The organism is Acidaminococcus sp. BV3L6 (assembly GCF_000468835.1).
GTDB classification, from domain to species: Bacteria; Bacillota; Negativicutes; order Acidaminococcales; family Acidaminococcaceae; genus Acidaminococcus; species Acidaminococcus intestini.
The window spans coordinates 1-17675 of sequence record NZ_AWUR01000008.1 but is presented as its reverse complement, the minus strand read 5'-3'; the positions used below and the strand labels follow the sequence as shown (position 1 = coordinate 17675).

The following is a 17675-nucleotide window of genomic DNA, read 5'->3' as shown; positions in this document are numbered from 1 at the left end:
TTTCCCCTTCTGCCTTTTTCTGCGCTAGGAGCCGCCCAGGAAAAGGCCGGAAAGGGGAATTCTTTTTTGTGAACTTTTTTCTCGAATCCTGCCTTTGACTAGTAATTTTTCTTTCTAAAGGGTATAATTGTAGCGTATATTTACTGAATCCAACCAGCTAGAAGGATTCTAACCGAAACTTGTAGGGGGTTATGTATGAATAGCAAATTACATTGGCAACAGCTGTCGGCAGCCATTTTTGCATCTTTACTGCTGAGTTCGCCTGCCTATGCAGAGGTTTCCCACAGCCAGGAAGTGACGTTGACCAAAAATGGGGTCCAGACCCAATCGGGAGAAGTCGGAACCATTGAGGTAACGGAAGAAGCAAAAGAAGGAATTGGCACCGGAACCGGAATCACGGATGACTCTCAAAAAGAGAGTGCCAAGACAGAAGAAACCCTGCCTGATAAGCCCATCTATCGTGAAGTGCGCCGCAATGGCATTACCTATATCGAAAAGGTAGGGAAGGAAACCCTCCAAAAAGAAAGCAAGGAGCAAGAAGCCCAGGATGAGCAGCTGGCAGCCCGTATGCAGCAGCAGAAGGAAATCGCCGAAGCCCAAAACCGCAAGGCACCTGGCCGCAGTTTCCTTACGCCTGATGATGGAGCAGGCATTGTTGACGAATACGATAAGCTTGCCAATTCAGTTAAGGGATATGAGAATCTGACGGTGACAAAAGTAACCTTTGAGGGCAATCAGCATGAAAAGGCGGAAGTCCTTCAAGACAGCCTCAAGATGAGCGCGGGTACGAAGTTTACTGCGGTTCAAATGCAGGACGACATCCGTTCCCTTTATGAAACTGGCTGGTTCTATGATATCGTTCCGACCTTTACCCGCGTTCCCGAAGGCGTCCAGATTGTCTATCATGTCGCTGAAAACCCCATCCTCACGGAACTTGAAGTTGAAGGCAACACGAAGATCTCGAGCCATGACATCATCCGTGCCATGGGACTTAAGGAAGGCGAAGTGGTGAATTCCCGCGACGTCAATGTCGGGGCCCGCAAGGTGGAAAGCCTCTATGCGGAACAAGGCTATATTTTGGCCAAAGTCAGCGATATCCGCATGCTCCCTGATGGTCATCTGATCCTTCAGGTTGCTGAAGGCGTCATTGAAGATTATCGCGTCAAGGGCAACACAAAGACGAAGGATTATGTCATCATCCGTGAAATGCGCATGAAAAAGGGCGATCCCTTCAACGCCAAGCTGGCGCGCCGTTCCATGCAGAAAATCTACAACCTCGGCTTCTTCGAGGATGTCAATATCCGACTGAATCCAGGTCAGATGCCCAATACCGTATCCGTTGAAATCACGGTCGTTGAGCAGAGCACGGGAACTTTCGGCATTGGGGCCGGGTACTCCGATGCAGATGGTTTCTTAGGCATGGTCAGCGTCGGCGATAAGAACTTCCGCGGGACGGGTGACAGTGTCAATGTCCGTTGGGAATTTGGCGGCGATGATGAAACCAATACCAACTTTGAAGTCTCCTACATCAAACCGTGGATTGATGACAAGGAAACTACGGCGGGCTTTACGTTCTATAATATGACGAACGAATATGCCGATTACGATCGTGACGGCGATGAAATTGCCCGTTACTACAAAAAGCGCATCGGCGAAGAAATTTTCTTCAGCCGCGTCACTGACAACGAATTCATCACTAACCAGATTACCTTGAAAAACCGCGACGACAAGTACAAGGGCAAGGTCGATGGCTACGATTCGAACCAGTACTTTGAAGGCGTTGATGAAGGCAGGTATCTTGGTGAAGACGTTGCTGCGGAACGCCGTAAGAAGAACTTCGGTACGACCCGCAGTATCACCTTTGCCCGTATCCTTGATACGCGTGATAACATTTATGATCCCCGCGAAGGCAAGCGTACCATGTATTCCTTTGAATGGGCAAACTTCGGCGGTGACTTCCGCTTTGAAAAATATCAAGCCGATTATCGTTACTACTATCGCATGGGTAAGGACAATGTCTGGGCACTTAATCTCGGTGCCGGCTATGCCAACGGGGATATGCCGCTCAGCCAGCGCTTTACCGTCGGCGGCAGTGAATTCCTGCGTGGCTACCGCGATGACCAGTTCAAGGGCAACAGCATGCTGAAGGGCTCCCTGGAATTCCGTTATCCAATCATCAAGCAGGTTCAGGGTGTCACCTTTACGGATGCTGGCTATGCTTGGAGCAAGGATTATGATGAAACGGATTTTGACCTGTCCGACCTGAAGTACACGGTGGGCTTGGGACTGCGCATCAACTCTCCGCTTGGCCCAATCCGTCTGGACTATGGCTATCGCCTTGACAGTTCTGATCGGGGCGGCCGCTTCCACTTCAGCTTCGGTGGACAATTCTAAAAGAAAAACGAGGAACGAGGGATAGAAATGATTGAATTTGCCAATAAGAAAAACGTGAAAGTGGTGTCCCTTGCGATTGCCGCCATCTTCGTCATCGGTGCTTTCGCCATTGCTGTGCGGGGTGCCGGTCTCACGGGTGGTTCCGGCGGAACAACTGATTCTGCCATTGGCAAAGTAAACTACAACCAACTGGTCCAGGCCGTCCCAGGCATCCAGGATGCTCAGGTGGAAATGCAGAAAGCTGCCCAGGATGCTGAAAGCCAGTACAACGAAAAAAGTAAGGACATGAGTGACGCCGATAAGCAAAAGCTCCACGAAGAGCTGCAAAAAGGCCTTGAGGATAAGCAGAAAGAACTTGTCGACCCCTTGAAGAAAAAAGTTGATGACGCCATTGTCGCTGTCGGCAAGACCAAGGGGCTTACGGTCATCGTCAATGAAGGCGCTGTCGTTTATGGCGGTGTTGATGTGACGGCTGATGTCCAGGCAGAACTCCAGAAACAAGCCAAGAAAAACTAAGGGCTCATGAAGGAGGAGGGACCTATGAGGAAGCTTATCTGCCTCCTAGTGGCGTGCCTTATGGTGACAGCGGGCTGTGCGTCCCTGAAAAACGGCCTCCTTTCGAGGGAAGTACCACGGTTTGCCGTCGTGGATTGGGACCGGCTCGTCAAACAGCATCCCAAGTACAAGGTGTGGCAAAAACAAAAAACGGACCTTGAAACAGCAAAGGCCCTCCGGGAACGGCAGCTCAAGGACGGTCATCAGCAGCTTGCCATTTTGGGTAAGATGCGCTCCCTTGCAGGAAAGGGCCGAGACCGCTTCCGTTCCGCCCAGCTGGCGGCAAAGATTGCGGAAAAAGAAGCCCAGGAACAGGATCTTCTCCAGAAAAAGGCGGAAAGCCTTGATGCAGCGGCTGAATCCTATGTCCAAAAGGACCGGGAAGATGTGGAAACCCGCTTCCGTATCCCGCTCTTTAATGTGCGCTTAAAGCTTGGCAGTATCAAGATGAGTGAAGCCTCCCAAAATGCCTTGCTCCAAGAAGAACAGGAGCTTTTGGATAAGCGCCGTGAGGCCATTGAGGCCATCGAGGAAAAGAAAGCGGCGTGGATCAAGGAGCAGATGGCTTCTGACATCAGCGAAAGCCGTGCCCGCATGGATGCCTTCCAACAATCCCTTACGGTGGATCTTGTAAAGGAAGAAACGGGTCTTGACCTGACGAAAAAAGAACAGCAACCTGGACAAAAAGAGCTTGATACGCTCATTGCTTCCATGGATACTCAGATTCAGCGTCAGGACGCGGAGACGCAGAAACTGCGTGAGGAAATCGACAGTGATATCCTCAGCGCCATCAAGAAAATCAATCTTACCAGGAAGTACACCCTGGTTTTTCGGAATCCGCGGGCCAACATATCGGCCGATGACATCACGGACGACGTGGAAAAAGAAGTACAAAATATAGTTGAGTAAGAGGGATCAGAAACATGAAAAAAATTTTGGCAATCGGTATGATCGTTATGGCCATCTTTGCTTTTGGCTGTGGCCGCAATCAGCAGTTTGGCGTTGTAGATATGCAGAAGGTCCAGACGGACAGTGAAGTCTTCAAGAATGCCACAAAGGAACTGCAGGAAAAAGGCAAGGCTATGGAAGACGAACTTACCAAGGAAACAGAGGGTAAGAGCGATGAAGAAGCAAAAAAAATCTATACGGAAAAAAGTGCCAAAATCCGTACCTTCCAGGCTGAGCAGCAAAATAAAGTAAAGAGCAGTTTTGAAGCTGCCGCGGCTCAGGTTGCCAAGGAAAAGAACCTCGGTGCCATTCTCGTGAAGGAAGCTGTTCCGCAAGGCGGCGTCGACGTCACGGAAGACATCATCAAAGCCATGAAATAATGGACATAAAGGGCGAACCGTGTGTTCGCCTTTTTCCCGTATTCCAACGCTCCATTTTTGTCACTCTGGGATAGACAGGTACGCAGGGGAGCGCACTGCCCAGGCTGAACAAATCACAAGAAAGGATGTTAGCTATGGAAAAAACGCTGCAGGAACTGGCAGATCTCTTACAGGGTAGTATTATCCAAGGAGATCCTTCCCTGAAGCTTACAGGCGTGAACGGCCTTGAGGAAGCAGGCCCTACGGAAATTTCCTTTGCCGTACCGCCCTATTTGGAACTGGCCGGTAAGAGCCGGGCCGGCGCCATCATGATTCCTGAAGAAGGAGAACTCAAAGGCCCCCAGGCCCTGATCCGTGTAAAGAACCCACGGGCGGCTTTTGCCAAACTGCTGATGCTCTTCCGTCCGCCTGAAAGTGTCGAATCAGGTATCAGTCAGTACGCATTTGTCCATCCGACGGCTCGTATTGGAAAAAATGCCGCCATCCTGCCTTTTGCCTATATTGCAGAAGATGCTGAAATTGGGGATAATGCCATCATCTACCCGCATGTTTATATCGGCCGCCATGCAAAAGTGGGCAGCGACTGCACTTTTTATTCGAATGTCACAGTCCGTGAAAACTGTATCATCGGTGACCGGGTCATCCTCCAGTCTGGCTGTGTCATCGGCGGTGATGGCTTTGGCTATATCACGAGCGAAGGAAAGCATACCAAGGTCCTTCAGACGGGAAACGTCGTTGTTGGCGATGATGTCGAAATCGGCTGCAACACCTGTATTGACCGAGCAACCGTTGACAGTACGGTCATCGGCAAGGGCACCAAGATCGATAACCTTGTCCATGTCGGGCATAATGATGTTATCGGAGAAAACTGCATCCTTGTGGCCCACGTCGGTATTTCAGGATCTGTCACGGTAGGCCACAATACGACTTTTGGCGGTCAGGCCGCGACCGCAGGCCACCTCAAGATTGGCAGCAACTGCACCTTTGCCGGGCGAACCGGCATCATCAGTGACGTCCCGGACAATGTTGTCTGGGCTGGCTTCCCGGCGCAGAGCCATGTAGACTGGCTGCGCATGATGGCCAGTCAGCGTAAGCTCGGTGATCTTGTGAAAAAAGTCCGCAAACTGGAAAAACTCGTGGAAACCCTCGAGAAAAAAGACGATAAATAAAGGAGTTTTGGTTTCATGAAAAAGACTGTTGCGACCCTTGCCATTCTGACGCTTGCTTCTGCCATGCCGCTGGCGGCAGAAGCCAAGATTACGCCAAACGGAACGAGCGGCATTATTAATACCCCGAGCGCCTTTGTCCGTTTGCCAGGCCATGTTTCCGTTGGTTACGACATGACAAAGGATGGACAGATCCTTCATGGCAATGTGGCCTTGCCCCTGGGCCTTGAAGTGGCAGGCGCCCGCTTTGATCCGAAAGACAGCGATATCTACAGCACAGTAAGTGCGAAATGGGAGCTTCTGCGCGAAACCCCTGTAACTCCGGCCATTGCCATTGGCGGCGACGACCTGGGGGATGAAAAGGACCGTCGCGGTTATGTTGTCGTCAGTAAGGCCCTGCCGTTTGGGTTTAAGATTCATGGCGGGATTGGTACGGACCAATACAAAAAGGGATTTGGTGCCATTGAAAAGGACATCAAACTCGGAAGCCAGTCCCTTACCCTTATGGGGGAATATGACGGCAGCCATTTCAACTATGGCGCATCCATTCCCCTTGCTAAATTTACGACGGCTGAAGTTGGCTATCGGACCCATCATCTTTATGGGAGCGTCAACTTTACTTTCTAACTCATGAGAAAGGTCCGCGGCCGCCTTTCGGGCTGATTTGTCCCAAGGCAGCGCCGCATCCTTTCAAGGGCCCTTTGGGCAGCTCATTCCCGCGGGAAGGGGTGCCAAAGAAGGAGACCCTGCCTTAAGGAGGCACTGCTGCAATGCTTGCGTATTCCCTCATGAAACTGATGAGCCGGATTGCCTGCGTGCAGCCAACCTGCTTCAATGATGCCCTGGCCTATGCCTTGGGCCAAATTGGCTGGTTGGCTACACCCAAATGGCGGCGCTATATGGCCAAGGAAAACGTCAAGGAATGTCTTGGCGTGTCTGAGACTGAAGCAGAACGCATCGCCAAGGAGAGCGTTACCCGTTTCGGGCGCATGCTCATCGAAGTCCTGCGCTATCCCCTCATCAATCAAGCCAATTTTAGGAACCTTGTCCACTTCGAAGGCCTGGAACACCTCGAAGAGGCTTATGCCGAAGGCCGCGGCGTCATCATGTGTACGGCCCATTACGGAAATTGGGAAATGCTGGGGGCCAGTATGGCCCTTCTGGGCTATCCCATCCTTTCCATCACCCGCAAACAAAACGATGGTGACGCGGACCGCTTCATCAACGAATACCGGCAGATGGTCGGCCAGCATGTCACCTACAACCATGGAAAGAGCAGCATGCTTTCCATCGGACGTTATCTAAAAGATAAACATCTTGTAGGAATTCTCTACGATCAAGATTCTGCCCATACGGGGGAGCACCTTGAACTGTTTGGGAAACCGGCCCGCGTCCCTGATGGGGCAGCCCAGCTGGCACGGGTCTTCAAAGCTCCCATTGTCCCGCTTTTCATGCATAATCAGCCTGATGGGACGCTTACGGCCGTTATTCATCCCTGTTTCCACGCAGATCCCCAACTGAGCCGAGAAGAAAACAGCCACGTTATCATGGAAAAGCTCATCCGGATTGCCGAAGAGGAAATCCGCCGCGACCCGGCTATGTGGTTCTGGGTCCATGACCGCTGGAAGGATGGAAAGAGACGTTACCGTGACCGCAAGCATTTCAGCACGCCCATGACGGGCAATTGAACATAGAAAGGTGATTCAATATGGACAACAATAAACAGCACACCCTCAAAGCAGATGTCTGCTGTGACGGGATTGGGCTCCACTCCGGCAACCCAGTTGCAATGACGCTGAAGCCGGCTCCTGCGGACACAGGCATTGTCTTTATCCGTACGGATCTTGAGGGTCGGCCCAGTGTGCGAGCCATTGCTTCAAATATTTCGGCAACGACACGAGCCACGACGCTGACTGAAAACGGAGCCAGCGTCACGACCATCGAACACGTCATGGCCGCCCTTGCCATCCTTGCCATTGATAACTGCTACATCGAAATGAACAGCGCCGAACCGCTCGTTGGTGATGGCTCAGCCAAAGGCTTCATGGATCCTATCTTAAGGATGGGCCTTCTTGAACAGGACGCACCGCGTCACGTCTACGCCATTGATCACGCCTTCAGCTGTTATGACGGCGACCGCTATCTTGTGGTCCTGCCTTATGACGGCTTTCGCGTGACCTTTACCTCCATCAATCCCCATCCGCTGCTTGGGACCCAGGTCCTTGATGTGACGGATGCGGGGGATACGCTTTCCCAGGAAATTGCTCCGGCAAGAACCGTAGCCTTTGAAGAGGAAATTGCCCAACTGCGCAAGATGGGCCTTGGCCTTGGCGGCACCGTCGAAAATGTCGTTGTCTTTACTAAGGACGGGGGAACCCTGTCCAAGGTCCGCTTCCCTGACGAGCTTATCCGTCATAAGATCCTTGATGTCATTGGTGACTTGTATCTGTTGGGACCCATATCGGCCCATGTTATCTGTATGAAATCGGGGCACGCCTTCAACGACAGCGTTTCCCGCCAAATCGATGCCTACCGCAAGGCGAATCCGGCCCAGTAATCGCCGCAGCGCCTTAGATTTTGAAAGTAAGGAGTCAAGAAAATGATTACGTTAGACATTCAGGAAATCCAAAAAATCCTTCCCCATCGGTATCCCATGCTCCTCGTTGACCGTGTGGTCGAACTGGAACCGATGAAACGGGCTGTGGGTATCAAGAATATCACCTTCAACGAACCGCAGTTCATGGGCCACTTCCCGGGTAATCCCATCATGCCGGGTGTCCTGCTCATTGAAGCCATGGCACAGGTTGGGGGCGTGACGCTGCTTTATCCGGAAGAAAACCGCGGTAAGATTGCTGTCTTTGGCAAGATCGACAAGGTGCGTTTCCGCCGTCCAATCAAACCGGGTGATCAGCTCGTTACGACGGCCGTCATTACGAAAATCAAAGGCAACATGGGCGTTGCCCACTGCGAAGGCACCGTCGATGGGGAACCAGCCTGCGAAGGGGACTTCTTCTTTGCTCTGGCCGAGAACAAGCAATAAACAAGGGGTGAATCAGTATGAGTGCAGATTCCAGTTTAATTCATGAAACAGCAATCATCGATCCGCATGCACAGATTGGCCCAAACGTAAAGATTGGTCCTTATTCAGTCATTGGACCGGATGTCAAGATTGGGGAAGGGACCATCATTCATCCGCATGTCGTCATTACGGGGCGTACGACCATCGGGAAAGGCTGTGAATTCTTCCAGGGGGCCAGCATTGGGGAAGTGCCCCAGGACCTTAAATATAAAGGGGAAGATACGGCGACCATCATTGGTGACCATGTGACCATCCGCGAATGTGCTTCTGTTCATCGCGCTGTCGGGGAAGGCAATGAAACGCGCATCGGCAACAATGTCCTGATGATGGCCTATACCCATGTTGCCCATAACTGTATTGTCGGCAACAACGTCATCATGAGCAACGTGGCGACTCTGGCCGGTCACGTTATTGTCGAAGACCGCGCCGTCATCGGCGGTCTCACGGCTGTGCACCAGTTCACCAAGATTGGCCGCAACTGCATGTGCGGCGGCATGAGCCGAATCAACCAGGATGTACCGCCTTTTGTCATCGTTGCTGGCAACCCGCCCGTCGTGGCAGGCCTTAACAGCGTGGGCATTTCCCGTGCAGGAATTGCCATGCCTGTTCGCCGGGAGCTGAAAAAGGCTTATAAGATTCTTTATAAACGTGGCCTTTCCCTGCCAGATGCTATTGCCACTATGGAACAGGAACTTGACAGCTACGAAGAAGTTGAGCATTTTATGCGCTTTTTACGCAGCGTAGAACGGGGTATTTGCCGTTCATCCGTCTCCCACGGGAGGGAGTGATTCCATGATGGAAAAGACCTTAGGCGTCCTTGCTGGCGTAGGACACTTGCCCGTTGACGTCGTACGCGGCGCCAAACAGGCAGGCTACCGCACCGTCGCTATCGCCCTTGTGCCCGAAACCCATGAAGACCTCCCAAAGGAAGCCGACGTCTTTTATGCAATCAATATCGGCAAAGTTGGGAAAATCTTCAGCACCCTCAAAAATGAAGGGGTCAGCGAAGTCACCATGATTGGCAAGGTGACAAAAGAAATCCTCTACAAAGGAGGCATCCTCATTCCGGACTGGCAGGCTGTAAAGCTCCTTATGTCCCTGCCGGATCGTCATGACGACACCATCATGAATGCCCTTGTGGCAAAACTTGAAGAGATGGGAATCCACGTCATGGACCAGACCCTCTTCCTCAAGCACATCATGCCGGAAGAAGGTGTTCTTAGCCGCCGTAAACCGACGGATAAGGAATGGGAAGACATGAAATATGGTTTCAGGATGGCTAAAAAGATTGGCGGTCTTGATATTGGTCAAACGGTCGTCGTCAAGGACATGGCCATTATGGCCGTGGAAGCCATCGAAGGTACCGATGCCTGCATCAAGCGCGGCGGCAGCCTAGGCAGGGGGGCCATTGTCGCAAAGACGGCCAAACCGGCCCAGGACCATCGCTTTGACGTGCCCGGTGTCGGTGTAAAAACCATGGAATCCATGATTGAATCGGGCTGTGCCGGCATCGTCATGGAAACCGGCCGTACTCTTTTTGTAGAAAGAGAACAGGCCCTTGCCCTTGCCAATGAGCATAACCTCGTTGTCGTTTCCATGAGTGAGGAAACCGCTGGAAGATAAAAGACACTTGGCCTGTGATTGCGCCGTATATCGTAAAGGGTGATGCGTACCCCCATAGCCTCAGATAAACGATTTGAGAGCTATGGGGGTATGTTGTTTCATGACGAGAAGGCATGCGTTGCAGGTTCATCCGAAAGGAACTAAAATATGCCGCCATGCGTCTTTTTAGGAAGAATCCACAAAGGGCGCTGACTGCACTGATTCCATGGAAAAGAGATCCTCGAGAGACCGATTGAGATTGCACTAAAAAAGCTCCTGTATTCCTCAAGGCGTATAGGGACATTTGGCCTATTATGAAGGATTGATTCTTGTTGCATAAAAATTCGCTTAGCTGTATAATAATCCCATGCTTACAGGGAGGTCCTATCATGAAAAAATTTTATAAAAAACTTCTTGCCGCCGGACTGGGTGCCGCACTTGCCCTATCAGTCGCGGCCTGCGGTACCAATAAAGAGACGGCAAAAAACGCGGACGCTAAAAAAGTTCTCAAGATTGCGACAAATGCAACCTATGTGCCTTTTGAATTTAAAGATAAAGGCGCGAGTGGCGACGAAAGCGATTATAAAGGCATGGAAATCGATATGATCCGGGAAGTGGCAAAGCGCCTTGGCCGCGAGCCGCAGATGGAAAATATTCCTTTTAACGGTATCATTCCAGCCATCCAATCAAAACAAGTCGACGTTGCCGCTACAGGTATGACCATGACAAAAGAGCGGGCTAAGAAAGTTGCCTTTGCGGCGCCTTTCTACGAATCGAAACTGGCCATTGTTGTTCCCACGGATAGTCCTGTCCAGTCGGCTGCTGATCTTAAGGGCAAGAACGTCGCCGTTATGGTTGGCACAACAGGCGCCAAATACGCCGAAAGCCACGGTATGGTGGCTAAACAGTTTGATTCCAGCGCTAACGCCCTTCTTGAAGTCCAGGTTGGGAATGCGCCAGCTGCCATCGTCGACAAACCGGTGGGTGAATATTTTTCCACCCTTGAAGGTAAAGGCAAGGGAAAAGTCCGCGTCATTCCTATCCCTGATTCTAAATCGGAACTCTTGGGTTTTGTCCTAAATCAAGACGATAAAGAACTCAAGGATGCCATCAATAAAGCCATTGCGGATATGAAAAAAGATGGCACGTATGCAAAACTCTATAAGAAATGGTTCAACCAGAAAGCCCCGAACCTGCCGGAAAGTGCAGAAAAAGCACTGGGACTGTAAAAGATTATCATCATGTATTCCCCTGACCGAATGCAGAAAACTGTATTCGGTCGTTTTTTATGCGAAGGGAGGCGATGAAACTAACGGATGGGTCAACGGGAAGAGGGTGTGTTTCTTGGATAAGGACTGTTAAGCTACAGAAAGGGAAGGGTAAGCTATGATTTGCTTTAGTGGTCGAGCTGGATCTTCCAGACTGCAGTTTCAGTTTCCTAGCCTTCATTTAAAGATGCCGTTAGCCCCTAGTAAATGGTATAATCAAGACAGCGCAAGCTTTTTATCGTCTCATCCTGCGGTGGAAAAGATAATAAGGTTGGTGATTTCCGTGAAAACCCATGACTTGACAAAAGGAAATATTTCCCTCCAGCTTCTTTCTTATTTACTGCCGCTTATTTTGTCCAATTATCTCACCCTGACCTACAATGCTGTCGATAGTGCCATTGTCGGCCGCTATATTGGGGATTTGGCTCTTGCAGCGGTGGGAACGAGCAATCCGCTCATGACGTTTTCACTTCTTTTTATCAATGGCATCTGCCTTGGTGCAAGCATCCTTATTGGTAAGGCCTATGGGGCAAAAGACAAGGAAGCCCTGCGCCGCCAGATAGTGAGCGGCCTTGCCGCAGGAGCCCTGGTGTCCCTTGCTCTTTCAGCCGTGCTGATTATGTTTGCGCGGCCCATCCTGCTTCTTCTTCAAGTCCCAGTGGCTATCTTAACGGAAGCAGCGCTCTACGTGAGGATCATCATGGTGGGGCTCTTTTTCCATTTTTGCTATGGCTATTTTTCAACGGTCCTAAGGGCCATGGGGGACAGTCAAACGACGCTCTTCATTCTCGCTGTAAGTGCGGGGCTCAATGTTCTTGGTGATTATCTTTTTGTTGTTGTTTTTGGCTGGGGCATCGTAGGTGCTGCCGCAAGCACGGTCCTTTGCGAATTGCTCTCATCCTTGTTCTGTTTGCCTTTTCTTGCAAGTTTTATGGGTAAACTTGCGATCAAGCAGCATCTTGCCGTTGAGTGGACCATAGTAAAAAAAATCTTTTCTTTCAGTATGGTGAGCGCCCTGCAGCAGTCTTCCCTGCAGATTGGCAAACTGGGCACCCAAGCGATTGTGAACACGCTTGGTACGACCGTCATTGCTGCCTACAGCGTCAGCAGCCGGTTTGAAGATTATGCCATGGTGCCTTTATCGACGATAGCCTATGCCATGACCACCTTCATTGCCCAGAATATCGGAGCGGGTACGTCCGCACGGGTGCGCAGGAGTGTTTTTGCAAGTCTTTCCTTTTCCCTTATCTATGTGTTGGCCTTTGCTGGGGTGATGTATGGCGCAAGTGGACGGATCTTGGGCCTTTTTACACAAGAGCTGGCCATTATCCGATTGGGAGAGGCTTATCTCCTTACCATGAGCTGGATCTATTTGCTGTGCGCCCTGACGAATGTGATGCAGGGATTTTTCAGGGGAATGGGTGAGCTATCCACAACCCTTTACAGCAGTGTTGTTAATATTAGTGTCCGCGTCGCAAGCTGCGCCATTCTTGCATTTTATTTTTCTGTGGGCTTTCTTTCCGTTGCCTATGCCATGCTGATTGGCTGGATTGCCATGACTTGTTATGAGCTGCCTAAGATGATATCTTTTCTTCGCGGAAAGGAAAAGGGGAAAACGTAATGCACCCTTTCCTGTACCATAACGCCCGTAAAGTTCTGGCAAGTGGAGCGGAATAATGAAAGCATAAACATGCGAAAAGATAGGCAAGACGTAAAGTGAGTCCTGCTTTTTGTACTTCTTGTATCCTAAAATGGTAAATGGAATCCAGATATTGCAAGGAATCCGGATAGTGCCTTATACTAGGGGAGACTTACGAAAAAATGACAAGATGATACCTACCCTCTTTCAAGAAAGGAACTGACAATGGATCGACCCATTCCGCAAACTGGAGAATTTTGGCTCCTCAAAAACCAGCACCTTGCTAAGATTGTTGCCTGCCCTGTGGAGATGGTGCAAAACGGCACGCTTTGCTGTGTTTATATGGACTACAACAACCCGAACCGTCTGATGGCAGACGAATTGGAAGCCTTTATGGAAAGCGCCCATAGGCTGTATGAGTCATAAGTTGAAGGACTGGCTGTAAGACCAAGGCACCTATGTTGCTTGATATAAGGAATCCCCTTTGTACTATGTAAGAAGGGTGCATGTAAGAAAAAAGAAAGAATTTTTATTATGCGTTTTTACGTATTCCTTCCACCGGTTCGTGGCTGTTTGAATGGCTTCGCTGCAGGCGTAACGTGTCTGGAGAGAGCTGATTGTGATATCAAGATTGGCATCTTCCGGGAAGGTTTCCTGCTCGGATGCCAGACTGATAACTTTTGCAAAATTGCCTTTCGGGGAACCTTTACCAAGGTAATGCCTTTTTACCCATTTAAGAAATGGTTGGGGTTCATTTTTCCATATGTTACAGCATAGAAAAGAGTTTCCCCCTCTTGACGGCATGGCTCAAACCTCTCGAGTTTCTGTGCTTCGCGGAACTGGTTGTCAAAAATGTAAATGCCTGTCGTGGACATTGCATTTTGCTTCATCCCATAGCTTGAAAGCATTTGTGTTTCTTCATTTGTCCCTGGAGGATAAATGTAGCAGCGAATCCATTCCTGACTTTTTGCTGATCTGCGGCAGGTAATTTTCAGTAAAGTGAAGATCCTTTGCCTCCTGCATTTCTATGACTTCTTTTAAGTTTGAGAGTTTATAAGGAGAAAAAGCCCTCCTGTTCCTACTAGTTGGTAGGGGTGGGAGGTTTTTTGTATGGGGATGCACTTTCAATTTTTTTCCCTCACGGTCTTTTTTTCATTTACCTTTTTCGAATATGGCCCAGATTGGTCCAGATGCTAGGAAAAACGCGAGAGCGGAAGGGCGACGCCGTACAAAGATTTCCCGGTATTACGTATCTGGGTTGATACGAAAAATAGTGCTGCTTTTTTATTCTTTTATTCCATTTGCTTTTTACAAATTCGGTTCCGATGGGTTCAGATACGAAGCGCTCTCGGCCTCAGCGACGAGGCATACGGTTTGTGTACGTCGAGGAGATTGAGGTCGCGGGCGACAAAGTAGATGGGCCTATGGGACGAATTTGTAAAAAGCTCCCGCTTTGATGAGCTGGGCGCGGGAGTGACGACACGTGGTTAGGAGGGGGAGCGCCCAGGCGTAAGGTATCCCCAATCAGGAACGAAACATGGTACGAATCGTCATGCCTCCATTACTTCCATAGATTTTTCATAGTGTAATGGAGGCACGTCATTGTAGTGAATCAGAGCGATCTTTGATCTGAACAAATCCAGTCCAATTGACTGCCCCCGCATCACCTTTCCCCAGTGCTGCAATAAAATAAATAACGTGAACGGGGCATGGATGATGGAATCAGAGTGGAAAAAAAGATGAGCAGTATTATGCGGTTTATCGTAGGAAAATCGTTTTTCCTATCATCCAAAGATCATGATACGACAGTACTGGCCTCTAACGTTGAAAGGCGCGCCCCGTTCCGGTGAAAAAAGGGAAAGGACAGAAGATCTTTTGGGCCGCACGCCCTCTTGAGGAGGCAGCAAAAAAGGACGCAAGCGACAAACGCTTACGTCCTTAGGGTTAGAGGTTATTGATGACCCAGGTCAGGATTTTGTTCCCCCATTCCAGGAGGGTCTCGTTTTGTTTCAGCTGGTCCACGATTTCCTTGGTGTTGTTTCCGTTCTGGACTTTTTCAAGGAGCTGCTGGGTCTTTGCCTGCAGTTCATCCTGATGTTCCAATAGGGAGCGGAGGACTTTGCCGGCAACCGGTTTTTCCAAGATTGTCTGCATTTTTTGGGCGGCGTCCTCGACTTTTTTGGCGTCTTCCGGCGTAATTTCCTTGGTCCCCTTCGTCCCCGATGCCTGCGGCAGTTGGTTCAAGATGACTTTGGCTTCTGGGACTTCTTCGGCAATCTTGTTTTTGACGGCTTCATAGAGGGCGGCGTCCGTTCCTGGGGTGGGGGTGTTTTCTTTTTTCGTCATACTTTCCCCTTTGAGGATCTTGGTGTAGTACCATTTGAGGTTCATGATTTCCTCGAGCTTCCAGCCTTTTTTGTCTTTGCGCAGGCGCAGGACGAGGATGTCATCGCTCTTACTGGCATCATTTTTCATCTTGACATTGACCAGGGCTTCGTCTTTTTGCGTCTTCACGTCCTTGATCTCGGTCAGGGTAAGGTCTCCCAGGTTGACCTTGAGGGCCCGCTCGGGATGGGTCTTTTGGTAGGAGTCAGTCCAGTCACCGGTCAGGATGCCGTTATCGATGACTTCTTTCATGTGCTTGATGAATTCGGGCTTGTCTTCTTCCGTGAATTCGCTGTCTGGATTGAGCTCCCACTCGGCATCGCGGATGGCGTCGGTGCTCTTTGAAAGCAGGCCGTCCATATCAACTTTTTGGTGGACCGTTACGGCGTCATGCTGCTGGACCGCTTTTTGAATCTGTTTGACCGTATACTGCGGCGTCTGGGTGTAGTAGAAGAAGTACCAACTCAAGGCACCAATCAGGACGAGGAGGGCGGCCCCTATTTTTTCATAGCGGTGCCGTTTTTTCTTTCGTTCCTGTTCCTGCGCCTTCGTCAGCGTTTCCTGGATGCTGGGTCTGCCGCTGCGGGCCGCTTCGTATTCTTCCATATAGCGGTCATTCATATTTGCCATCGTGTTCACTCACTTTCCTACATTAAAATCACGTTCCTCATTATAGCAGGTTTCTGCCAAAGAAACCGTAAAAATCCATTTTTTTTGTAAAATCTTATCTCTCTTTTTTAAGGCGAGTGGGAAAATTGACAGGACAGGTGATTTGTGAAAAAATGGCCCTAATAAGGTCGGTTAAATACCAATCAGAGGAAGGGTGGCAATTTAGATGGATGGACATACACGACGCGAAAATCTCAGGCAGCGGCTGCAGGGAGCCAAAACGCCGATTTCAGGGGCGGTCCTTGCCGCTGCCTTTCAAGTGAGCCGTCAGGTCATTGTGCAAGATATCGCGCTTCTGCGCGCCCAGGACGTGCCGGTCATTTCGACAAACCGGGGGTATCTCATCTTGGGAGAGGCGTGCCGCGTGCATCGCTTCAAGGTCCGTCACGACCTGTCACGGATGGAAGAGGAACTCAATATCTTCGTTGATGCAGGAGCTACGGTCCGCAACGTGACCATCGATCATCCTGTCTATGGGACGCTGGAAGGAAAACTCAATCTATCGAGCCGGCGGGATGTGCAGCGTTTCATGAAAGCCATCCGGGCCCATCCGGAAGCCCCCTTGTCCAATATCGCTGGCGGCGTCCATTACCATACCGTGGAAGCTCCCAGTAGGGAGGCCCTCAATGAGATTAAAGAGGCCCTAGAGGCGGCGGGCTTTTTGGTTAAGTAAAGGCTTGCAAAATTTTGTAAAACGTCTATAATGGCATTTTGGTACTTAAAGAAAAAAGGAGATAATTATATGAATATTGGTTGCCGCATCATCAAGGACTTTACGCGTCCGCCAAAGGAACTTGTCCGCCAATTCTATGATCTTGCTACGTCCGATCTGGACGATACGATGAGCCGTTTTGGGGCTGTTGATCACAGCATTACGCCTCTTAAGAAATATACCCGTTCTGTCGTGGGAACGGCCTTTACCATCCGTCTGCCCCATGGGGACAACCTGCTTTTTCGCGCCGCAATCCAGTATACGAAACGGGGCGATGTTGTTGTCATCGATGCTGGTGGGTTCGCAGACCGCGCCGTGGCAGGCGAAGTGACGGCCAAATACTGCAAAGCTCGCGGCGTCAAGGGCCTTATCATCGATGGGGCAACCCGTGACTCGGCGGCCCTTGCTGAAATGGACGATTTTCTCGTCTTTACCAAAGGCGTCAGCCCTAACGGACCATTCTTTAACGGACCGGGGGAAGTCAACGTGCCGATTGTTGTCGGGGGACAGATTGTGTATCCTGGTGATATCGTTGTTGCCGATTCGGACGGGATTGTCTTTATTCGTCCGGACCAGGCCGAACAGGTCCTGGAACAGTCAAAGAAGATTACGGCCCGGGACCAGGCCAACCTACGCCAACTCGAAGAAACGGGATCCTGCAACCAGGATTGGGTCTATGAAAAATTAAAGGCCTTGAATTGTGAGTTTGTAGATATGGCCGATCATTCGGAAAAGTAAAGGCGTCAGCCTAAAGAGCAAACTGATTTGATGCCAAGGCTGCCGAGCGAAAAGGCAGTAGGACCGTATGATCGAAAGATCAATTCGACGCCCTCCCGTAGGGCGGTTTGGCGCCATACACTACGGTCTATCAGCGGCGT

17 protein-coding genes are annotated in these 17675 nt (G+C 50.3%); 16 read left to right on the top strand and 1 reads right to left on the bottom strand.

Going from position 1 to position 17675, the window contains the following annotated elements:
- Window positions 1–195: 195 nt before the first annotated feature.
- From HMPREF1246_RS01795 to HMPREF1246_RS01730, 14 genes are all read left to right on the top strand, one after another.
- Window positions 196–2394, top strand: coding sequence for an outer membrane protein assembly factor (locus HMPREF1246_RS01795; protein WP_016459429.1), 2199 nt, complete (start codon window positions 196–198; stop codon window positions 2392–2394).
- Between the two features lie 27 nt (window positions 2395–2421).
- Window positions 2422–2910 (top strand): OmpH family outer membrane protein, encoded by a 489-nt coding sequence (locus HMPREF1246_RS01790; protein ID WP_014128806.1) that lies wholly within the window; start codon window positions 2422–2424, stop codon window positions 2908–2910.
- A gap of 24 nt (window positions 2911–2934) precedes the next feature.
- The gene (locus tag HMPREF1246_RS01785) at window positions 2935–3858 is read left to right on the top strand and encodes an OmpH family outer membrane protein (protein WP_021736547.1); all 924 of its coding nucleotides are present in this window, start codon (window positions 2935–2937) and stop codon (window positions 3856–3858) included.
- A gap of 14 nt (window positions 3859–3872) precedes the next feature.
- On the top strand, window positions 3873–4277 hold the full coding sequence (locus tag HMPREF1246_RS01780) for an OmpH family outer membrane protein (protein WP_009016385.1): 405 nt from the start codon (window positions 3873–3875) through the stop codon (window positions 4275–4277).
- Between the two features lie 134 nt (window positions 4278–4411).
- Window positions 4412–5446: a UDP-3-O-(3-hydroxymyristoyl)glucosamine N-acyltransferase gene (lpxD, locus tag HMPREF1246_RS01775; RefSeq protein WP_021736593.1), complete on the top strand. Its 1035-nt coding sequence runs from the start codon at window positions 4412–4414 to the stop codon at window positions 5444–5446.
- Between the two features lie 15 nt (window positions 5447–5461).
- On the top strand, window positions 5462–6070 hold the full coding sequence (locus HMPREF1246_RS01770; RefSeq protein ID WP_009016383.1) for a YjbH domain-containing protein: 609 nt from the start codon (window positions 5462–5464) through the stop codon (window positions 6068–6070).
- A gap of 143 nt (window positions 6071–6213) precedes the next feature.
- Window positions 6214–7131, top strand: a complete 918-nt coding sequence (locus HMPREF1246_RS01765; RefSeq protein WP_009016382.1) for a lysophospholipid acyltransferase family protein — start codon at window positions 6214–6216, stop codon at window positions 7129–7131.
- A gap of 20 nt (window positions 7132–7151) precedes the next feature.
- Window positions 7152–8000: a UDP-3-O-acyl-N-acetylglucosamine deacetylase gene (lpxC, locus tag HMPREF1246_RS01760; RefSeq protein ID WP_021736601.1), complete on the top strand. Its 849-nt coding sequence runs from the start codon at window positions 7152–7154 to the stop codon at window positions 7998–8000.
- 42 nt (window positions 8001–8042) lie between these two features.
- Window positions 8043–8483, top strand: coding sequence for a 3-hydroxyacyl-ACP dehydratase FabZ (gene fabZ / locus HMPREF1246_RS01755; protein WP_014128804.1), 441 nt, complete (start codon window positions 8043–8045; stop codon window positions 8481–8483).
- 17 nt (window positions 8484–8500) lie between these two features.
- Complete coding sequence (gene lpxA, locus HMPREF1246_RS01750; protein ID WP_009016380.1) at window positions 8501–9310, top strand: acyl-ACP--UDP-N-acetylglucosamine O-acyltransferase; 810 nt, start codon at window positions 8501–8503, stop codon at window positions 9308–9310.
- Window positions 9311–9314: 4 nt separating this feature from the next.
- Entirely contained in the window at window positions 9315–10145 is an 831-nt protein-coding gene (locus tag HMPREF1246_RS01745; RefSeq protein WP_009016379.1) for an LpxI family protein, read from the top strand.
- Between the two features lie 368 nt (window positions 10146–10513).
- Window positions 10514–11353: a transporter substrate-binding domain-containing protein gene (locus tag HMPREF1246_RS01740; protein ID WP_021736584.1), complete on the top strand. Its 840-nt coding sequence runs from the start codon at window positions 10514–10516 to the stop codon at window positions 11351–11353.
- A 313-nt stretch (window positions 11354–11666) separates the two neighbouring features.
- Entirely contained in the window at window positions 11667–13013 is a 1347-nt protein-coding gene (locus HMPREF1246_RS01735) for an MATE family efflux transporter (protein ID WP_021736609.1), read from the top strand.
- 243 nt (window positions 13014–13256) lie between these two features.
- A complete protein-coding gene (locus HMPREF1246_RS01730; protein ID WP_021736587.1) occupies window positions 13257–13457 on the top strand; it encodes a hypothetical protein in 201 nt (66 codons plus the stop codon).
- 1518 nt (window positions 13458–14975) lie between these two features.
- Here HMPREF1246_RS01730 and HMPREF1246_RS01720 read toward each other — a convergent pair.
- Window positions 14976–16046: a DUF2939 domain-containing protein gene (locus tag HMPREF1246_RS01720; protein WP_231368201.1), complete on the bottom strand. Its 1071-nt coding sequence runs from the start codon at window positions 16044–16046 to the stop codon at window positions 14976–14978.
- 205 nt (window positions 16047–16251) lie between these two features.
- Here HMPREF1246_RS01720 and HMPREF1246_RS01715 point away from each other — a divergent pair, with 205 nt between their 5' ends.
- Together HMPREF1246_RS01715 and HMPREF1246_RS01710 are read left to right on the top strand one after the other, a co-directional pair.
- Window positions 16252–16758 carry a transcription repressor NadR gene (locus tag HMPREF1246_RS01715; protein ID WP_009015988.1) on the top strand — a complete coding sequence of 169 codons (507 nt, stop codon included), beginning with the start codon at window positions 16252–16254 and terminating at the stop codon, window positions 16756–16758.
- Between the two features lie 69 nt (window positions 16759–16827).
- A complete protein-coding gene (locus tag HMPREF1246_RS01710) occupies window positions 16828–17535 on the top strand; it encodes an RraA family protein (RefSeq protein WP_009015987.1) in 708 nt (235 codons plus the stop codon).
- The last annotated feature ends 140 nt before the right edge of the window (window positions 17536–17675 follow it).